Below are 13,137 nucleotides of genomic sequence, written 5' to 3' on the forward strand. Positions count from 1 at the left end.
CTTGGTTCATATGCCTGACGGGCAACGATGGGTCTACGTTCGTGGTTAAGCATCAACGCACAAACAAACAAAAAATTTAAATCAAGCAACTCAGAGGTGATGTTATGAGTAAAATCGATGTTAACGAGCGGGTTACTGCCGGCAGTCTTGGTGGCGGAGACAATTCCGATATCGAAGCGGCAAAAAAAGCTGAAATGCGTCGACTAAAAATAGAGGAGGTTAAAAACGAAATAATGACAAAAGAACTCGAAAACATAGGCAAACTAAGGTTTTAAACCTTTGCTTCCTCTATTAAACATAGAGGAAGCAACCCGTTTGCTAGCATGGCTCATGCTGAACCGTCGAAAAAAACCAACATTACTCCCAAACCAACAAGAACGTTCCTAGCGTCTTGCCGGAGGTTTACATGCGCGTGCTCGCTGACGACTTCACAGAACGCCCGGTTTCACGAACGGTTGAATCACGAGGTATTGATACCTCTGCTTCCGACATGAATTTTTTCCAAGCCAGCCTGGTTGATCGCGCGTCTTCCCCGGGTAGCCAAAATTCAATGGTCGGTACGAAAGCGCTATCCGAACAGTCTTCTCATTTAACGAGGCTATCAAAACGTGCGACCAAAGGTTTGCGTGACCTGAGCCTTAATAAAAAATCAACGGAAATGCATCAAATTGCCAAGTCACTTTCAGACGCCCATCGGGAGCTGTCCATGTCAGTCAAGGTCATCAGCAAAACCGTGCAATGTTGCGAGAAAATAACCAACCTTCAGTAGGTAAGTCATGCTCCGCTGGATCACCACCCCATTAGTTTTATCATTGGCATTGCTGCTGGCCGGTTGCGGTGAAAAAGTAGAACTCCATAGCCGACTTTCCGAACAGGAGGCTAATGAGGTTGTTGCAGAACTCGCGGATAAACAAATCCGGGCCCAAAAAGTGCCAGCCAAAGACGGCGTTGTTGTGCGCGTCAACGCGTCGGACATCAGCAGGGCGGTCCGGACGCTCGAGGCCGCTGGCCTGCCCAAACTGGCCCGGTCGACCCTGGGCGATATCTTCCGTAAAGAAGGCGTTATCTCAACACCGCTGGAAGAACGTGCCCGCTATATCTATGCATTGTCTCAGGAGCTGGAGGCAACCTTGTCGAACATCGACGGGGTCATCGTCGCTCGAGTCCATGTCGTGCTCCCCGAACGGATTGCCCCGGGTGAACCCGTACAACCGGCATCAGCCTCGGTGTTCATCAAACATGATCCACGACTTGAGCCTGATAATATCCGCCCCCGAGTACGCAGGATGGTGGCCAGCAGTATCCCCGGCATGGCAGCCGCTGTAGAAAACACTCAAAAATTAACCGTAGTGTTTGTCCCCGCCGCGGCGTATCTGGAGCAGCAACGTCTGACCTATTTTGGTCCGTTCCTGGTTCAGGATAACGATCTCGGTTTCTGGCGCATGAGTCTTATCGTATTGCTCATCATATTGACGCTTGCGGGGGCTGGCGCGTTTATCTGGCGCAAACGGGGGGTGAATCAACAACACGACTCATCTGTCGTACCGGCTCATGCATCACTAAACCCGTCTGTTCATGAGTAATCAGCTGGCGTGGGTTCGATGGTGGGCCCGCCCATGGGAAACGCCAGCGTGTGACTGGGAGGTCCTCAGACCATATATCGCCTCGACCGATCTATGTCGCAGCCGGCATGAACGAGTGAGCACCGCACTGGCCATCACCCCCTGCCTGCCACCCTCACCCTCCCCTGCCTTGCTGCACCTGGTGCAAGCCTCCCCACCACAACGCGATCGCATGCTGACGCTGATCGGCAGTGTCTGCCAGCCTGTACGCGACCACTTGCTGGAGGAGGATGAATACCTCTGGTGTCAGCGCCTTGCCAAAGCGCTCCCTGCGGACTCACGGGTACTGAACACAGACGATCCTCTGCAGTACCTGCGCGCCTGGGTTGAGCCTGCGGTATGGCAACGCCTACGACTTGGCTTTGCGAATCAACGGGTAGTCGACCTGGAGAGATATTCCAACCTGCCCGACCGTCATGGTCGGCTGGATACTCTGTGGCGAGCCGTCATCTGGCGAGCTACCGCCATCACGAATGATCACGCGTGGCCCTGATCAGGAGCAAACAACCTGCATGTTATGCCGACGTAAAATTGAGCTGAATAAAGGCCAGGACCTGCCACAAACCCTGATTGCCCGAGAGATGCTTATCGACTGTGCTCAGGCGGGCACATTACTTATTCGCGCCAAAGCCGAAGCGCGCGAACTACTACGCCAGGCCGAAGAGCAGCGCGAAATACTTTACGCAAATGCTTGCCGTGAGTTCTGGGAACGCGCCAACACTCAGTTGCAACGCTGGGAGATTGAACGCCAGGCTATCTGCGACAACATTGAACCCATTGCCGCCTCCATCACCAGCCTGGCCATTCGTAGCCTACTGGAGGAAACAGTCTCCCCCCAACGCCTGAGCGTCCTGCTAAAGCAATTAATGGCCACCCAGGTCCCGCGAATCGAAGCCACTTTGCTCTGCAATCCATTGGACCGTAAAAACGTAGACCAGTGGCTGAGCAGGCACACAGACCTTCCCTGGACACTGCGCACCGAGGAGAACATCGCACCTCAAATGCTCATTCTGGAAACGCCCGAAGGTGGATTTCGGATCGACTGGGATTCGATGGTGGAAACCCTATGGAATTCCGGCACGTCGGGTTCAACCCAATAACACGCAGGGGCTGCGGTTCAACGAGCGCTGACGTTTAACGAAATACCCGTGGAACTGGAATCACGCGTCGAGCCACACAGAACGTAACATCCTCTGGAGCAAAACCAATGAGCTTTGATTATCGCCTGCAAGCGAATCTCTACAGGCAACTGGAAAATTCGCAAAAGCGCTTTGAAAAGATAGAACGCGATGGATTGAACAACGACGAAGCCCTGGCGGCAATGAATGACGAAAAAGTCTTCCTCGCGGCCACGTTATCAGCCAGTTCCACCTACACCAATTACATGAGCGAAACAGCCAAGACCGTTATCGAAGGCATACAGTGAGTGGAAGCGTTACTCGGTCGTTGGTTGAGTAGCAGCGAACCGCTGATCACGTTGTTTGAAGATAATGACGAAATCAAGGTGCGGCGCGACCAACAAGCTTTTTTGATCAGTGTTCAACTGACCCACCATCGGGTCGACAAAAGAGCCTTGGAGGCGTGGATGCGCCTCGGACTGGAAAGTCTGAGGCATTTCCAGGGTGCCTTGGCGCAGGAAGCAATGACTGGTCATCTTTGGCTGCTTCAAAAACTCCCTGGCGACTGTGCCCTGCCCCACCTGCTTGGCAAACTCGAAACCCTGCTGAACCAGCGTGATACCTGGCGGGGCATTGTTGCGCACCTTGCCAGCCCAGCCCGGAAACTTAGGCCTACTTCGCTTCGGTCGCTGCGTCACTAAAACAGAGAATTCTCAATGCCTAACAAGATCGACAAGCACATCCGCTTGCGCGTCAATTCGCCTGCCACCGCCGTAAAGCCTGCCCGTTGGCGCTACCTGATCCTCATGCCCTGGTTGTTGGCGCCCCTGGAAAGCACCCTGGCCGCCGTCCCCAGCGAATGGAAAAACACCGCCTATGCCTATGAGGCCGAACACAAGCCCCTGCGGGATGTGCTGGAAGACTTCGCCCAGACCTTCGGCACCCAACTGCAAATCGACGGCCTCCTCGAAGGCAACGTCAACGGCAAGATACGCGCCAATACCCCACAATCGCTTCTCGACAGGCTCGGCGTAGAGCACCGTTTCCAGTGGTACCTGTACAACAACACGCTGTACGTCAGCACCCTGGACCAACAGGAATCTGCACGCCTGGAGGTCTCCTCCGAGACCATCGCCGACCTCAAGCAGGCCCTCACCGATATAGGCTTGCTCGATAGCCGCTTCGGCTGGGGCGAATTGCCTGAGGACGGCGTCGTACTGGTCTCCGGGCCCAAGCGCTATATCGAACAGATCAAGCAGTTCAGCAGCCAGCGCAAGTCCCCGGATGAAAAGCAGAGCGTCCTCAGCTACCCGCTGAAGTTCGCCAATGCGGCGGACCGCCAGATTGATTATCGCGGCGAGAAACTGACCATCCCAGGCGTTGCCAGCATGCTGCGGGGGCTGCTGGAACCTCGCACGGCCTCGACGCTTTCAGGCATGAGCCCACGCCCTCCCTCTGCCTCCCAACCCTCACCCATAACCCCGGTATTTCCGCGCCTGAGTAACCCGATGCTGGGGCAAATGCTCGGTCAGACGATGAACCCGGGGCCGGCGGACACCGGCATGTCACTCACCCCTCGGGCACCGGTCGCCACCAGCAAAATCCGAGTCGAAGCCGATGTGCGCAACAACGCCATCCTGATCTACGACCTGCCGGAGCGCCAGGCGATGTACCGTGAGCTGATCAGCCAGCTCGACGTAGCCCGCAAGCTGGTGGAAATCGATGCGATCATTCTTGATATCGAGCGCACTCAACTGCGGGAATTCGGGATTAGATGGGGTTTTCAAAACAGCCGTTTCCGGGGTGGCGTGAACATGGCGCCCGGGTCTTCATCACAGCTGTCGATCGAGCACCGTGATCGTTTCAACGCCGATATTCGCGCATTGGAGCAACGTGGCCTGGCGACCATGGTGTCCAACCCGTCGGTGCTTACTTTGGAAAACCAGCCGGCGGTGATCGATTTCAACCGCACCCAATACCTCACCGCCGGCACCGAGACTGCAACCATCCTGCCCATCACGGTCGGCACCAGCTTCCAGGTGGTACCGAGGGTGATCACTACCCGCGGCAATCACCAGATCCACCTGGTGGTGGATATCGAGGACGGTAACTTCGACGAGTCCAACCCCGCGCGCACCAGCCCCGATGTACGCCGCGGCAAAGTCAGCACCCAGGCGGTCATGGCGGAAAAACGTTCGCTGGTGGTCGGTGGCTTCCATGTCACTGAAAGCACCGACAAACAAAGCAAGATCCCTCTGCTGGGAGACATTCCGCTGCTGGGCAAGGCCCTGTTTTCTTCCTCCGAGCGCCAGAACAACCGGCGCGAACGCCTGTTTATCCTGACGCCGCGCGTGATCGGCGATCAGGCTGATCCTTCACGCTACTTGCCCCAGGAGGATCAAGCCGAACTGCAGGCCGCACTCAAGCCATTGGCCCGGCGGTATGCCGAGCATCAACCGGTGATCAAGCGCAGCGACATCACCAGCACCCTGGCTCACCTCGTCAGCGGGCAAGTACCCACGGCCTTCAAGGCCGCGCCCATGCCACTGGGCCTGGACACCTTGTGCAGCACCCGCGAGCTATTGGCCCTGAACACCGAACGCAGCCAATGGTATGCAGGCCCGCAGTTCAATGTGGCCGTGGTGGTGGTACGCAATCAGTTCAACCGTAACGTGCGCATCGATGAAAGAGAATGCAGCAACTCCCAGACCCTGGCCGTCAGCGTCTGGCCACGTGCCTGGCTCAAGCCGGGAGAAGAGGCGGAGGTATTTATCGCCATGCGGCCCGTGGTCAAAGATGAACACATCGGTGTGTCCCGCCCCTCCCTGATCACCCCCCCCCGGAAGAACGCGCCATGAAACGCCTACTCACCCTCCTCGGCCTGGCCCTGCTTATCGTTGGTTGTACGCCGACGTGCAAGGGCGACTCCTGTTCACGCCCGCAATCGGGCGCCGATAAGCTGGTGGTCTGGTGGCCGCCGCAGATGCGCGTCGAATCGGGCCCTGCCGGCGAGCGCTCCGACTATCAAACGATCTCACTGGAACGGTAAGTTCCATGGGGCCGAACGATACGTCGTCTCGCCAGGTATTCCTGGATAACCTGGTGGGCGGCAAGGACGCCCACCTGTCCCTCGGCCCGGGCATAAGCGTGTGCCGGTTAAAGGCCGGTGGTAAACCCGGGCTTGCGTTGCTGGTCGACCGTGGAGCGCTGGAAGCCGGACAGTTGGAACGGGTACTGGAGCGGCTTTTTGAACAGGCGGTGGCGTTTGACGGCTGCTTTGCCTGTCTCGATGCCAAGGATGCCCTGGTGATCTGGCACGCGCTGCCGGCAGGTGCAGAGGAGGCAGATGACATCATCGGCAAGCTGCTTTCGCTGGGCTGCCTCGATATGCTGGACGTGCACCGCTACCGTTAACGTTGCTTAAGCTCCGGAAACTCCAGCGTTTCACGCTTGGCCTCGTCATTGAGCTCACGCAGGGTGCGGTAGAGGAACGCTACCGCCTGCAACGTCTCCCGGGGAATGTTCGCCCCAAGCTTCTTCTCGTACAGCGTGCGCGCGAGCCATACACACTGGATCACCGGCACGTCGGCCGCCTTGGCCCGGTCTATCAGTTTCCGGGCCTCGGCATCCGTGCCTTTATCCACCAGCAGCGGCAGCGGCGTTTTTCCCGGCCGGTAGTACAGCGCGACCGCAAAGTGCGTCGGGTTGACCACCAACATGTCGGCCTCCTCCAGCTTGGGCAACTTGACCTTCGGCTCCTCCTGGGCCAGCTGTTGGGCCAGGGCGCGGCGCTGCCCCTTGACGTGAGGGTCGCCCTCCATGTCCTTGTATTCCTTGACCACCTCTACCTGAGTCATGCGCATGCTCTTGGCAAAGAAGTGCTTCTGCAGCGCCATGTCGATCAATGCCAGGACCAGCAGCAATCCCAGGCAAGCGTGCAGCAGATGGCGAAACAGGATGATCAGCGCGAGGATGTAACTCTGCAGGTCGCTGGTGGCCAGATTGATCAAGGCCCCTAGTGACGGCCTGATCACCACGTACAAAATCAGCGCAAGCAGTAGCGCCTTGGCCAACCCCATCAACAGGTTCGTCACTGACTTGGCAGAGAACATCTGCTTGACCTGGCTGAGTGGGTTGAGACGGCTGAAATTCAGCTTCAGGCTTTCCGGCGCAAACAGGAAACCGAACTGAATCCAGCCGCTGATCAACTTCACCGCGATCGCCAATCCGGCCATCAGCAAGGCGAAGGAAAAAAACACGATCAAGCCTTCCGTCAGCACTTCCTCCAGCGCCCGCACAAAGGGCTGCCCGAAACGTGACATGGGCATCACCAGCAACTGCTGGAAGCGCTGCATGCTGGTTTCGGCGGTGAACAACGCGATTTCGCTGAGGGCGGTCAACACCAGTAGCTTACCGACGTCCTGGCTTTGGGCGACCTGGCCTTTCTGGCGCTGATCCTTGAGTTTCTTGGGCGTGGCCGCGTGTTTTTTCTCACCCGAATCACTCATGTCCCGAGCCCCTGAACATCAGGCCGAGGGAATGCTTGAGGTCTCCCAACTGCGCCATGCGCCCGACGATCAAGTCCTGCAACAGCGGGAAGTACAGCAGCAGGATAACCAGCCCCGCCAGGCTCTTGACCGGCGTTGCCAGGGTAGAGACTTGCAATTGCGGGCTGTACAGGCCCAACAAGGCGAAGCCGAACTCCAGGAACAGCAGCACGGCAATAAACGGTGCGGCATACAGCATCATGTGGGTAAAAGTATCGCCCAGCAGCCCGATGAATACACTGAACCCATTGACCGCCGGCAGCGGCAACCAGGCGGTTGGCGGCCAGATCAGGTAGCTGTCCCAGATCACTTGGGTCAGCACGCTCAAGCCCAGGACGGCAATCAGCAAATAAATCACCAACTGTTTGAACAGGTGCCCGATCGGCGTCGCATCCGGCCCCAGCGAGGGGTTGAGTTGGCCACCCGCCAAAGCCCCCCGCTGGTTATCCAGCAGTGCGCCCACTGACTCGAACATCCAGAACGGCATGGCCAACAGAATCCCCAGCAAAAACCCCAGGGCAGCTTCCTTGAGTACCAACCCGCTGATCATCAGCGCGGAGTAATCCTTGGCAGCCAGGACGGCATGAATGCCGGGCGCCGGAATCAACGCCATGACCATCACGATGATGTGGCGGGGCATACCGCGTATATGTTGGAAACAAAACGCAGGCACCAGAAATGCACAGGGATAAATGCGCGCCATGGCCACGAGCAGGCTGGGCAGGAATTCAAGATAAAGCAGCACACGCAGGCCCTCAGTTCAATGCCGAGCGGGCAATCATGTCGAACATCAGGTTGATCAGTTGGATCAGCTCCACGCCAATCCAGCGACCGGTCAAAATCAGCGTGATGCCCACCGCAACCAGCTTGATGCCAAAGGGCAGCGTCTGGTCCTGTATCTGCATCAGGGCCTGCACCAGCGACGTCAACACACCGACGACCACCGCCACGATCAGCGGCGGCGCCGACAGCACCACCACCAGCAACATGCCCTGCTTGAACAGCACGATCGGTTCCATAGGGCACTCAGAGGTAAGAAAGGAACAGGCTGTCGAGCAGCCGCGACCAACCGGAAACCATGACGAACAACAGCAGTTTGAGCGGCAGCGAAATGGTCATGGGCGAGACCATCTGCATACCGAGGGCCAACAGCAGGTTGGACACAATCAAATCGATGACGATGAACGGGATGTAGATCAGAAAGCCGATCTCGAACCCCGCCTGCAGTTGCGACAGCACGAAGGCCGGGACCAGCAGGATCAAGTCTTCGCGCTGGGTGCTCTGCGCCATTTCAGGCGGCCACATGCGCGCACTGTTTTCCAGCAGGTGAGTCAACACATCGGCATCGGTGTTGCGCAGCATGAACGCACGCAACGGCTGTATGGCCGCCTGCCCGGTTTCCAGAAGGCTTTGCACGCTACTCGTGTCCACGGGCGAGGCCTTGACGTTCTCGGCAATCTGGTACCCCACGGGCGCCATGATGAACAGTGTCGCGGCCAGCGCTATTCCGTTGATGGCCATGCTCGGCGGTACCTGCTGCACGCCGATGGCGTTACGGGTGATCATCAGCACAATCACGATCTTCAAGAACGATGTGCAGATGATCAGCAGCATTGGCATCAGCGACAACGAACCTAAAAACAGCGCCAGGACAAGAGGGTCGACCCCCTGAAATGTCATCGCGAAAAAATCACGCGGGACAACTGCAAACCAAGGCGCCCATCTACTTCCACCAACTGCCCTTGCCCTATCGGCCTGTCGCCGTAATAAAGCCCGGCCATGCCCGGCGCGTACCCGGCAATGCCCAACACCGCACCGGGGGCGAGATTGCGCAGTTCGCCCAGGGTCAGGTTCAGGGTGCCACAACGTACCGTCAGGGCCATGTTCAACTCATCGAAAGGCTCGTGGCCAAAGACATCCACTACCGGTTCATCCAGCTCATCCCCCGGGTACTGCGATGTTGCAAAATCCTCGTCCACGGACGTTTCCTCGATCGAAACAAGCGTCAGGCACAACGGCCCGGATTCATCATCAATGCACCCTTGCAGCCGGTGCTTGCCGACATACAGGTGACCATTGCCCTGCACATCGAAAAAGGGTTGCTCAAGCATCACCACGTCACCGGCACGGACACCGCTCAATTGCGTGATGGATAGCTTCAAGCGGCCCAGGGTCATCGCCACTGCCAACTGGAACGACGCCGGCAATGGCCCCGCTATCGACTGCCACGGACCGGCCTCGCACAGTGCCAGCAAGCGCTCAGGAGTCAGCCACAGGTAACCCACGACCCTGGACTTCCCCAGCGTCACCGTGAAGCGACAACCGAAGTTCAATTTCCTGGGCGCCGGCAGCAACCGCAGGAAGCCAAACAGCCCCCGCACCTGCGGGCTCAGGTGGTGCTGGAACAGTTCCCAGAACCACGAGTCTGGATCGTTGTCGGCCTCTGCCAGCGTCACCGGGCACTCCCCCAGCAGGCTGAACAGCGGCCCTGGTTCGGCGAAAGCCAGCACCCCGCAGGCGCTCTCGAAAAACAGCGGCTTGACGCCTGCGGGGGCACGGCCCGGTTCCATCAACAGTTCACCGTTCTGCCCCGCGACCTGAAACGCCATGCGCAAGCCGCGCCCCAGCCTGCGCCGCGCCGCGACATTGGCGCCGCTGACCACCGGCAAGGTTAAAAACGGCATGATCATGCCGGGTCCACATGTGCCAGGTGTACGGTGACAGGCTGCGCCAACGCGCCGGCCAGCCCGTCCTCAAGGTGCTGGCGCACCCCAGGCAACCAGCGCGCGGTGCGCTCTTCCTGCGCCTCCAGCTCAACGTTCCAGGTACCTTGCTCGCGGCGCACGCTGGCGTTGATCCGCCCCAGGCTCGGCAGGTAAAGCACAGCGTGCAAAGGCCACTGAACAGCGGCGTGAATCCGCGGTGCCAACTGCTCGGTCATGGCCGCGATCATCGCGGCATGACTTGATGCAGGAGTTCCCGGTAGGGCGGAACCGAAACCGCCCCCTTCATCATCGTTGCCAAACAGCTGGGCAAATAACCGTCCGTGCTCCCATGGCACTATCGCCCCCGGGCCGGGTTCACGTTCATCCCGAGGCTCGCCCGGACGCGGGCGCTCAGGACTGTTCACTGGAACTTGCGTCATGTTTCTTCCTGCACGGCTTCTTCCTGCCCCAACAAAAGGGACAGTTCCTGGAGTTTTTCAACCTCGCGCAAGCACTGGGTAACCTGCTTCTGCGCGCTGTCGATGTGGATCAACTGCTCATCGCGCTGGCCGTGCAGCTCATGTAACTGCCCTTCTTCGCGGCGGGTGTCGGCGGACAACGTGCGCTCCTGGGCATTCCAGGACTTGATGTCCTGGAACGAGATCACTTGCCCTTGGTGCTTGCTCAGCAACTCAGCGGTTTTCCGGGCTTCGTCCAGCCGGGTCTGCTCAAGGGCATCCGCCGCCTGCCGGATCTGCAACAGCAGCGCTTGCTGTTGCCTTTTGGCGGCACGCAGCGCGCGCTCCGCCCGGTCAGCCCGGTGCTTGCGCAAACGCCGCAAGGTATCGATTTCAGAAAGGGACATCGGTGGTCAACTCCATCAATTGGTCCAGCGTCATCGCCATCGCGGCCGGCTCACGCAGGTCCTGGCGCAGAAAGCCATCGACGGCCTGGCGGCTGTCCACCGCCAGGTCGGTCAGGGCATCACTGCCGGGTTGGTACTCGCCCAACTTGAGCATCAGTTCGATCTGCTGGTACGCCGACAACAAGCGGCGCAAGGCGGTGCCCGCCCTTATATGCTCGGGCGTGGCGACGTTGCTCAAGATCCGCGAAAGGCTGCCCAGCACATCCACCGCCGGGTAGTGGCCACGCTCGGCCAGCTTGCGTGACAACACGATGTGGCCGTCGAGCAGGGAGCGCACTTCATCCGCTACCGGATCGTTCATCGAGTCCTGCTCGATCAGCACGGTGTAGATGGCGGTAATCACTCCGTCACGGGTCAGCCCGGCCCGCTCCACCAGGCGCGGCATCAGGCTGTATACCGACGGTGGCAAGCCGCCGCGGCCCAGGGGCTCGCCCGCGGCCAGGCCGATTTCACGCTGGGCCCGGGCAAATCGGGTCAGGGAGTCAATCAGCAGCAGTACCCGCTGGCCCTTGCGCCGGAACCCTTCGGCCAGCGCTGTCGCAGTGAACGCCGCGCGGGCGCGTTCCATGCTCGAGCGGTCGGAGGTGGCACACACCAGCACCGCCTTGGCGCGCAATTGATCATCCAGCTCATGGTCGAGAAATTCCCGCAGCTCGCGGCCGCGCTCACCAATCAACCCGAACACGATCACATCGCACTCGACGTTTCGGGCGATCTCGGCCAACAAGGTGGTCTTGCCGCAGCCCGCGCCGGCGAACAGGCCGACGCGCTGGCCTTCTCCCAGCGTGATCAATCCATCGATCGAGCGTACGCCGGTGGACAACGCCCGGCTGATCCTCGGGCGTTCGGTAGGTAACGGCGCCTCGCACAACACCGTGCTCGCCTCTGCGATGTCGGCCTCCACAAAGGCGCTGGGGCCATCGCCCGCAATCGGCCGGCCAAACCCATCGAGCACCTGGCCGAGCAAATCGTCGCCGACCCGTACCCGGTGTGGCACCCCCAGGCGTTGCACACTGGCACCCACGCGCACGCCTTCAAGATTGCCCAACGCACTGAGCACTGCATCCTGCTGGTCGAAACCGATGATCTCCGCCAGCATGTATTCACCGATGGACTTTTCGACCTGGCACAAATCACCGATGCGCGCCTGGGGCAGCCGGCATTGCAACAACATGCCGTTCACCCGCTGGATACGACCGCGCACCGACACCGGCGCGAAGCTGACCAGCGCACTCGACTGGCGTTGCTCCCAGGCCTCAAGACGGGCTTGCAGGTCCTGGCTCACCAGCGCACCTCGAAGCGTTGCTTACCGTCGAACACCACTTTGGTGTTATCGATCAGCACCAGTCGCAAGCCGTCCACTTCATCCCCCACAAACAGTCGGTTCCCCTGCTCCAGAACCACGTGACCGTTGGGGCCGCCGACAATCTGCAAAATCTTGAAAGGGAACGTTCCGTCGCGAGTCCTGACCCGGCTCATCACCGGCACCGCGGTATCGAACTGTTCGCCAAACCGGCTGAGCATGCGCGATACCAACTCCATGTCTTCCTGGAGTACATCGCCGTCGAGCAGCACCTGGTCATTGACCAACTGGATGCTTATACGGTTGATCAATTCGCGCTCGCTGAGCATCCTGAGCAACTGCTGGCGCACCTCGAAAGGTGAGGCCAGCTCGTTCTTGCGGATCACCGGTGACATCAACGACGCCTGGGCTTCGCGGTCACCGCTAGTGGTCATGCCCAGCGCGGTGATGATGACCGCAACGACGACGACCAGGCTGATCAAGCGTTTCTGCTGCGTGCTCGAAATTGAAGAAAGCTTCAGCGGCACGAGGGGCTCGGCCGCAGGCGTGGGCGCCTGTTCGGCAGTCACCGTCGGCTGAGGCCAGGGCTGGTCGGCGCGGGTGACGCAGAGCCGAACGTTGCCAATCGAAAATGTCGTGTTGAGTGCCAGGTCGGCAATCTGCGCCAGGATCAGGCCGGCGGCATCCTGCATCACCCCTCCCTCGGCCTGCACCGACCAGCGCTGGTCAACACACTGCAATCGCACATGACGCTCGGCAATGCCCGGGTCGTATAGCGCCAGGTCAGCGTCAGGGTGCGCACCAATGCTCCATTGCTCGCCGAACAACGGCAACGCAGCCCCCTGGTGCATACCATCGAGTACTCGTAGCTCAAACATTGTCAGGCCCTCATGGCCGCACGGACCAACCGGCCCCAC

At 59.3% G+C, this 13,137-nt stretch carries 18 protein-coding genes; 8 read left to right on the forward strand and 10 right to left on the reverse strand.

All coding sequences use genetic code 11. The features are described from left to right. The first annotated feature begins 104 nt into the window (after positions 1–104). The 5 genes from HYE77_RS29125 to HYE77_RS29145 all read left to right on the forward strand — a co-directional run bounded on the left by HYE77_RS29125 (position 105) and on the right by HYE77_RS29145 (position 3,048). Positions 105–275 (forward strand): hypothetical protein, encoded by a 171-nt coding sequence (locus HYE77_RS29125; RefSeq protein WP_003208379.1) that lies wholly within the window; start codon positions 105–107, stop codon positions 273–275. Positions 276–406: 131 nt separating this feature from the next. Further along, positions 407–769: a hypothetical protein gene (locus HYE77_RS29130; RefSeq protein WP_177070192.1), complete on the forward strand. Its 363-nt coding sequence runs from the start codon at positions 407–409 to the stop codon at positions 767–769. Positions 770–776: 7 nt separating this feature from the next. Then, positions 777–1,583, forward strand: coding sequence for a type III secretion system inner membrane ring lipoprotein SctJ (gene sctJ, locus HYE77_RS29135; RefSeq protein ID WP_177029280.1), 807 nt, complete (start codon positions 777–779; stop codon positions 1,581–1,583). Positions 1,584–2,134: 551 nt separating this feature from the next. After that, entirely contained in the window at positions 2,135–2,722 is a 588-nt protein-coding gene (gene sctL / locus HYE77_RS29140) for a type III secretion system stator protein SctL (RefSeq protein ID WP_177070194.1), read from the forward strand. Between the two features lie 107 nt (positions 2,723–2,829). Continuing rightward, complete coding sequence (locus tag HYE77_RS29145; protein WP_003208375.1) at positions 2,830–3,048, forward strand: hypothetical protein; 219 nt, start codon at positions 2,830–2,832, stop codon at positions 3,046–3,048. Positions 3,049–3,057: 9 nt separating this feature from the next. Here HYE77_RS29145 and HYE77_RS29150 read toward each other — a convergent pair whose 3' ends face one another. Continuing rightward, on the reverse strand, positions 3,058–3,384 hold the full coding sequence (locus HYE77_RS29150) for a hypothetical protein (protein ID WP_173406097.1): 327 nt from the start codon (positions 3,382–3,384) through the stop codon (positions 3,058–3,060). A 72-nt stretch (positions 3,385–3,456) separates the two neighbouring features. On the opposite strand from HYE77_RS29150, the gene sctC reads away from it, so the two are divergent. Genes sctC through HYE77_RS29165 form a run of 3 tightly spaced genes read left to right on the forward strand, consistent with a single transcriptional unit; the run spans position 3,457 to position 6,154 of the window. After that, positions 3,457–5,598: a type III secretion system outer membrane ring subunit SctC gene (gene sctC / locus HYE77_RS29155; protein WP_177070196.1), complete on the forward strand. Its 2,142-nt coding sequence runs from the start codon at positions 3,457–3,459 to the stop codon at positions 5,596–5,598. Further along, the gene (gene hrpT, locus HYE77_RS29160) at positions 5,595–5,789 is read left to right on the forward strand and encodes an HrpT family type III secretion system protein (protein ID WP_003208370.1); all 195 of its coding nucleotides are present in this window, start codon (positions 5,595–5,597) and stop codon (positions 5,787–5,789) included. Before sctC ends, hrpT begins: the two co-directional genes overlap by 4 nt. Before the next feature lie 5 nt (positions 5,790–5,794). Further along, positions 5,795–6,154 carry a hypothetical protein gene (locus HYE77_RS29165; RefSeq protein WP_003208368.1) on the forward strand — a complete coding sequence of 120 codons (360 nt, stop codon included), beginning with the start codon at positions 5,795–5,797 and terminating at the stop codon, positions 6,152–6,154. Here HYE77_RS29165 and sctU read toward each other — a convergent pair. Genes sctU through HYE77_RS29210 form a run of 9 tightly spaced genes read right to left on the reverse strand, consistent with a single transcriptional unit; the run spans position 6,151 to position 13,098 of the window. Beyond that, complete coding sequence (gene sctU, locus HYE77_RS29170) at positions 6,151–7,248, reverse strand: type III secretion system export apparatus subunit SctU (protein ID WP_102368119.1); 1,098 nt, start codon at positions 7,246–7,248, stop codon at positions 6,151–6,153. The genes HYE77_RS29165 and sctU overlap by 4 nt on opposite strands. Then, a complete protein-coding gene (gene sctT, locus HYE77_RS29175) occupies positions 7,241–8,032 on the reverse strand; it encodes a type III secretion system export apparatus subunit SctT (protein WP_003208364.1) in 792 nt (263 codons plus the stop codon). The genes sctU and sctT overlap by 8 nt, the downstream gene beginning before the upstream one ends. Positions 8,033–8,042: 10 nt before the next feature. Next, positions 8,043–8,306 carry a type III secretion system export apparatus subunit SctS gene (sctS, locus tag HYE77_RS29180; RefSeq protein ID WP_003208363.1) on the reverse strand — a complete coding sequence of 88 codons (264 nt, stop codon included), beginning with the start codon at positions 8,304–8,306 and terminating at the stop codon, positions 8,043–8,045. 7 nt (positions 8,307–8,313) lie between these two features. After that, positions 8,314–8,967 carry a type III secretion system export apparatus subunit SctR gene (gene sctR / locus HYE77_RS29185; protein ID WP_003208361.1) on the reverse strand — a complete coding sequence of 218 codons (654 nt, stop codon included), beginning with the start codon at positions 8,965–8,967 and terminating at the stop codon, positions 8,314–8,316. Further along, positions 8,964–9,977, reverse strand: a complete 1,014-nt coding sequence (locus HYE77_RS29190; protein ID WP_008430697.1) for a FliM/FliN family flagellar motor switch protein — start codon at positions 9,975–9,977, stop codon at positions 8,964–8,966. Before HYE77_RS29190 ends, sctR begins: the two co-directional genes overlap by 4 nt. After that, positions 9,974–10,432, reverse strand: a complete 459-nt coding sequence (locus HYE77_RS32740) for a type III secretion system HrpP C-terminal domain-containing protein (protein WP_256347521.1) — start codon at positions 10,430–10,432, stop codon at positions 9,974–9,976. Before HYE77_RS32740 ends, HYE77_RS29190 begins: the two co-directional genes overlap by 4 nt. Beyond that, the gene (locus HYE77_RS29200; protein WP_003208357.1) at positions 10,429–10,857 is read right to left on the reverse strand and encodes a YscO family type III secretion system apparatus protein; all 429 of its coding nucleotides are present in this window, start codon (positions 10,855–10,857) and stop codon (positions 10,429–10,431) included. The genes HYE77_RS32740 and HYE77_RS29200 overlap by 4 nt, the downstream gene beginning before the upstream one ends. After that, complete coding sequence (locus tag HYE77_RS29205; RefSeq protein WP_177022689.1) at positions 10,844–12,202, reverse strand: FliI/YscN family ATPase; 1,359 nt, start codon at positions 12,200–12,202, stop codon at positions 10,844–10,846. The genes HYE77_RS29200 and HYE77_RS29205 overlap by 14 nt, the downstream gene beginning before the upstream one ends. Further along, positions 12,199–13,098, reverse strand: a complete 900-nt coding sequence (locus HYE77_RS29210; protein ID WP_008430700.1) for an FHA domain-containing protein — start codon at positions 13,096–13,098, stop codon at positions 12,199–12,201. The genes HYE77_RS29205 and HYE77_RS29210 overlap by 4 nt, the downstream gene beginning before the upstream one ends. Between the last annotated feature and the right edge of the window lie 39 nt (positions 13,099–13,137).

It is taken from the genome of Pseudomonas sp. IPO3774, assembly GCF_013386835.1.
Lineage (GTDB): Bacteria > Pseudomonadota > Gammaproteobacteria > Pseudomonadales > Pseudomonadaceae > Aquipseudomonas.

What these genes read in the sequence shown, in the direction of transcription:
- HYE77_RS29125 (WP_003208379.1), top strand. Translation starts at nt 105, where the DNA reads ATGAGTAAAATCGATGTTAACGAGCGGGTTACTGCCGGCAGTCTTGGT.
- HYE77_RS29130 (WP_177070192.1), top strand. Translation starts at nt 407, where the DNA reads ATGCGCGTGCTCGCTGACGACTTCACAGAACGCCCGGTTTCACGAACG.
- sctJ (WP_177029280.1), top strand. Translation starts at nt 777, where the DNA reads ATGCTCCGCTGGATCACCACCCCATTAGTTTTATCATTGGCATTGCTG.
- sctL (WP_177070194.1), top strand. Translation starts at nt 2,135, where the DNA reads ATGTTATGCCGACGTAAAATTGAGCTGAATAAAGGCCAGGACCTGCCA.
- HYE77_RS29145 (WP_003208375.1), top strand. Translation starts at nt 2,830, where the DNA reads ATGAGCTTTGATTATCGCCTGCAAGCGAATCTCTACAGGCAACTGGAA.
- sctC (WP_177070196.1), top strand. Translation starts at nt 3,457, where the DNA reads ATGCCTAACAAGATCGACAAGCACATCCGCTTGCGCGTCAATTCGCCT.
- hrpT (WP_003208370.1), top strand. Translation starts at nt 5,595, where the DNA reads ATGAAACGCCTACTCACCCTCCTCGGCCTGGCCCTGCTTATCGTTGGT.
- HYE77_RS29165 (WP_003208368.1), top strand. Translation starts at nt 5,795, where the DNA reads ATGGGGCCGAACGATACGTCGTCTCGCCAGGTATTCCTGGATAACCTG.
- sctU (WP_102368119.1), bottom strand. Translation starts at nt 7,248, where the DNA reads ATGAGTGATTCGGGTGAGAAAAAACACGCGGCCACGCCCAAGAAACTC.
- sctS (WP_003208363.1), bottom strand. Translation starts at nt 8,306, where the DNA reads ATGGAACCGATCGTGCTGTTCAAGCAGGGCATGTTGCTGGTGGTGGTG.
- sctR (WP_003208361.1), bottom strand. Translation starts at nt 8,967, where the DNA reads ATGACATTTCAGGGGGTCGACCCTCTTGTCCTGGCGCTGTTTTTAGGT.
- HYE77_RS29190 (WP_008430697.1), bottom strand. Translation starts at nt 9,977, where the DNA reads ATGATCATGCCGTTTTTAACCTTGCCGGTGGTCAGCGGCGCCAATGTC.
- HYE77_RS32740 (WP_256347521.1), bottom strand. Translation starts at nt 10,432, where the DNA reads ATGACGCAAGTTCCAGTGAACAGTCCTGAGCGCCCGCGTCCGGGCGAG.
- HYE77_RS29200 (WP_003208357.1), bottom strand. Translation starts at nt 10,857, where the DNA reads ATGTCCCTTTCTGAAATCGATACCTTGCGGCGTTTGCGCAAGCACCGG.
- HYE77_RS29210 (WP_008430700.1), bottom strand. Translation starts at nt 13,098, where the DNA reads ATGTTTGAGCTACGAGTACTCGATGGTATGCACCAGGGGGCTGCGTTG.